Source organism: Rhodoferax sp., assembly GCF_028689295.1.
Lineage (GTDB): Bacteria > Pseudomonadota > Gammaproteobacteria > Burkholderiales > Burkholderiaceae_C > Rhodoferax.
In genome coordinates this window covers 1-3,254 of the sequence record NZ_JAQTWL010000064.1, presented here as the reverse complement: position 1 = coordinate 3,254, position 3,254 = coordinate 1, and the positions used below count along the sequence as shown (strand labels likewise).

Annotated in this window: 2 protein-coding genes; both read right to left on the bottom strand. The window is 56.0% G+C overall.

The window, feature by feature from the left end; all coding sequences use genetic code 11:
- On the bottom strand, positions 1–1,369 hold a 1,369-nt coding region (locus PHF15_RS16805), incomplete at its 3' end, for a Fic family protein (RefSeq protein ID WP_300123009.1).
- 207 nt (positions 1,370–1,576) lie between these two features.
- Positions 1,577–3,076 carry a toprim domain-containing protein gene (locus PHF15_RS16800; RefSeq protein WP_300123008.1) on the bottom strand — a complete coding sequence of 500 codons (1,500 nt, stop codon included), beginning with the start codon at positions 3,074–3,076 and terminating at the stop codon, positions 1,577–1,579.
- Between the last annotated feature and the right edge of the window lie 178 nt (positions 3,077–3,254).

Genomic DNA, 3,254 nt, shown 5'->3' with positions numbered 1-3,254 from the left:
CCTGGATACGGGTCATGGCTCGGATGTAGGGCGTTGCGTCGGCATGGTTCGACAGGCTTTTCAGCGGCAACAGGTAATCTTCGCGATAGACCGTCGGCACGATGATGCGTGACCGGCCTGCCGCGCTCAGCACGCAGTTCATAGCAAGTCGCGCCGTTCTTCCGTTACCGTCTTTGAAGGGGTGAACCTCGGAGATCACGAACATGGTCATCAGTGCGCGAGCGAGGGGGTCCTCCAGCGCGCGAATCCGCTCGAAGCCCTCACGAAGCGTGCCCTGAACGAACTCGTGTGACACAAATAGCGTCGACCCTGCCTGGTTGTTTTGGTTTTTCCACTCCCCAGGGTTTTTGTCCAGTCGGGACTGCATGACCAGCGCGTTGACGTTTTTTAGCCAGCCCAGGAAGTCGTCAGCCGTGCTGGCCGGCTGGTCGCGCCAGGGGGCTCGCATTGCAGACTGGAAGGTTCCCAGAATGTCGTGGGAGTCTTCTGTTCGGTTCGGGATGAGCTTGCCTTCAAACACAATTTCCTCGGCCTCGCTGACCAGGAAGGTGGTGCCCTCAATGTAGTTCGAGAAGTACGACTCGAAGAACGCGAAGTTCTCGCGTGATACCCCCGCTTCCGCGGTGGAGGCCACCTCCGGCAAAGCCTCCATTCGCAGGCGGCTGAACAGTGTGTCGAAAAGGGCAAGACGGTTTGGATCATAGGGGCGTCCGGCGGCGCGGGCAATCGCTTGTTTGCTGTGCAGCTTTTTGCTCTCGTGGGTCCCCAACATGGCGCCCATGATGCCATCCAGGCGCTTGAACTCTTTTTCCCGGCCCAATTTTTCCGCCAGCGTGCGGCAGGTATCCCGGAGTTGATTGAATCGGTACTCCCCACGAATTGAAAGAACCTTGTCGAGCTCCGACTCAAGCACTTCCTGAGAAAGAGTTCGCTCACCTACACCGCGGCCAATTGCCAGGTTTTCCAACAACCAGCGAGATTGACTGGCCAGGAAAAAGCCCTTGTAGGGCGTGTCACCCTCAACTGCGCCTGGTCCTGGGATAAGCTTGATGGCGAGGCCCGGCAACTCCAGGGTTCGCGGCCGATCACCGCGCGTCACATAAATACGGCCCTCGACAGGCTTTGCGTCATACCCGCTGCGGTAGCTGAGAACTCCGTCAGGCAACAGATGGCTCACAATACTCGCCCAATGACGGAGTACGACCGATTCAGGGGGGCTGGCCAGGTTGCTCGTATAGATACCCTGGTACAGCTTCAACAGTAACCCGTCACTGGCTAGCCGAATGACCTTGCGGTCTGCAGCGGGGTCGCCTTTACCCGTGAACAGAAGCTCAGGCTGAGAAACGTCGGATTTTTGTTTGATTGCCATGTCGATCACTTAATATTTGTCTGATATTTGTATTATTGTGACACTTTTTGTCGGAAAAGTGTTTTATTCTGCAAAATAAGACTTGTCGGATTTTGTGCTGATTCGTCGGGCGCAGAGGGTAGATATGTCTGAAACCTGCAGGATTACAGCCTGTCTTGTCGGATTTATGGCTAATCAAGGAATCTTCCGAACCTGCTTCAGCCAGGCTCACCGCTCGAATTCTGGTTCTTTGGCAAGCTGATTTACGTTCGTCGACAAAAAGATGTCGGGTCGCGCTTTTTCAACATCAGCAGCCGGTGCAGCGCTGGCAATGTAGTCGCGAACGGCCTGGGAGCCACCTTGGCCGAGCAGGTCTCGCGCATCAGTGCCAACTTGACTTGCCGCAGGAGGCACGGCCAAAGCGAACCCCGTCACCTTGGCCGCTTCCAACGCCCTCGGGATGGCGTTTGACTTCAGTCTTCCAGCCGCGTCACGGCCGATGTCGTGGTCAGTCGCGATCACGACACCCGGAAATGAATCGAAAAGGCCGGCATTCTTGACCCATTTGGCGACTGCCATCACATTGTTTGACGACAAGGCGCAAAGCGTGTTGCCTGCACCGCTTTGTTGAATCGCAAGTCCTGTTGCCACTCCTTCACAGATCACCAGCGACTTCGTTTTGTCAGCGACTGCCAGCCATGCCTGTAGCGAAGCCAGCGAATCGCCAGTCATTGCTCTCATTAACGAATCAGGCGCAGGGAAAGGCACAAAGGCGCCAACTGTCCGAGAACCTTTGGCCATGAACTTGTCGGTGCCGAACGTAACCTTGGGCATCAGGTGTTGCACCCCGCACAGCTCCACCGTGTCTCGCCTGCCCATCGGATCAGGGCGAAACATGGGAACCATCATCGTACCGGCATATCTATGATGCCTGGGATACACCCGCAAATCCGAGCCATCCAAAGTGGCATTACCTTTGACAAGGTGCCTATGATCAGCGGGCGGGATTTCAGCAGCCATCCATGAATTGATGGTGTCTCGATTCAAGTCCAGATCGACCGGATTAAATTCAGACGCTTTCACCGGGCGCGGTAAAGCAGGTGAAGACCGGGGTGGTGCAAGATCGCCATCCAGCCCCAAATCGCGTCCCGTGACAAACATGGTTTTCTTGCCATCACTGGTTGGCCTGCCTTCCCGCCATGGTGCAGGGAGATCGATGTCGCCACGAAACGAAAAAGCGGTTGCCAGGCCGTCGTTCGACACCAGCAGCTTGTAGACTGGTTTTTGATCCGGGCCATCGCAGTAACGTCCGTGCAAGCGCGACGGAATCAGACCAGCCGCCTGCAAGGATGCATCAGCCGCTCGCCATACCTTTTCGGGGTCATACGAGCGCAGTTGCCCTGGTATAGACGAAAATTTGGGTACTTTGTTCAGTGCCGTCAGTTCTTGGTGCACGGTCAGCTGGTCGACATGCGCCCGGAGCGCCGGGGTCGATTTGTCTCCAAGAGGGATGTCGCCTGCGGCAAGCCAAGGCTCACCCGCTGCGAGTCCTTTTTCTGCGTAACGATGCCATATTTTCAAAGTACCGTCCCGTGCCAGGGACAGTCGGCCACCGGGCGTTCGACTGGTTTCACCGGGCAGACGAAATTCGACCAAATGGTCTTTGACTTTGTGGATGTCGCAGCCTCTGGCAACGAGGTAGTTCTCAATCTTTTGCAATGAATCCATAGTGATTCTTCAAGAATCGAGCCCCATGCGCAAGCCTGGCGCGTGACCCAGGTGACCATCACTCACCCAATGCGGCTTCCTGCGATCCGCAGCGTATTGCAAACGCTTTGAAAAACTGTTGAGCTTGTCTGCCACGCCACTTGGTTCTTGCTTGTAGTCAGCCTCAAATCGTTGTTGG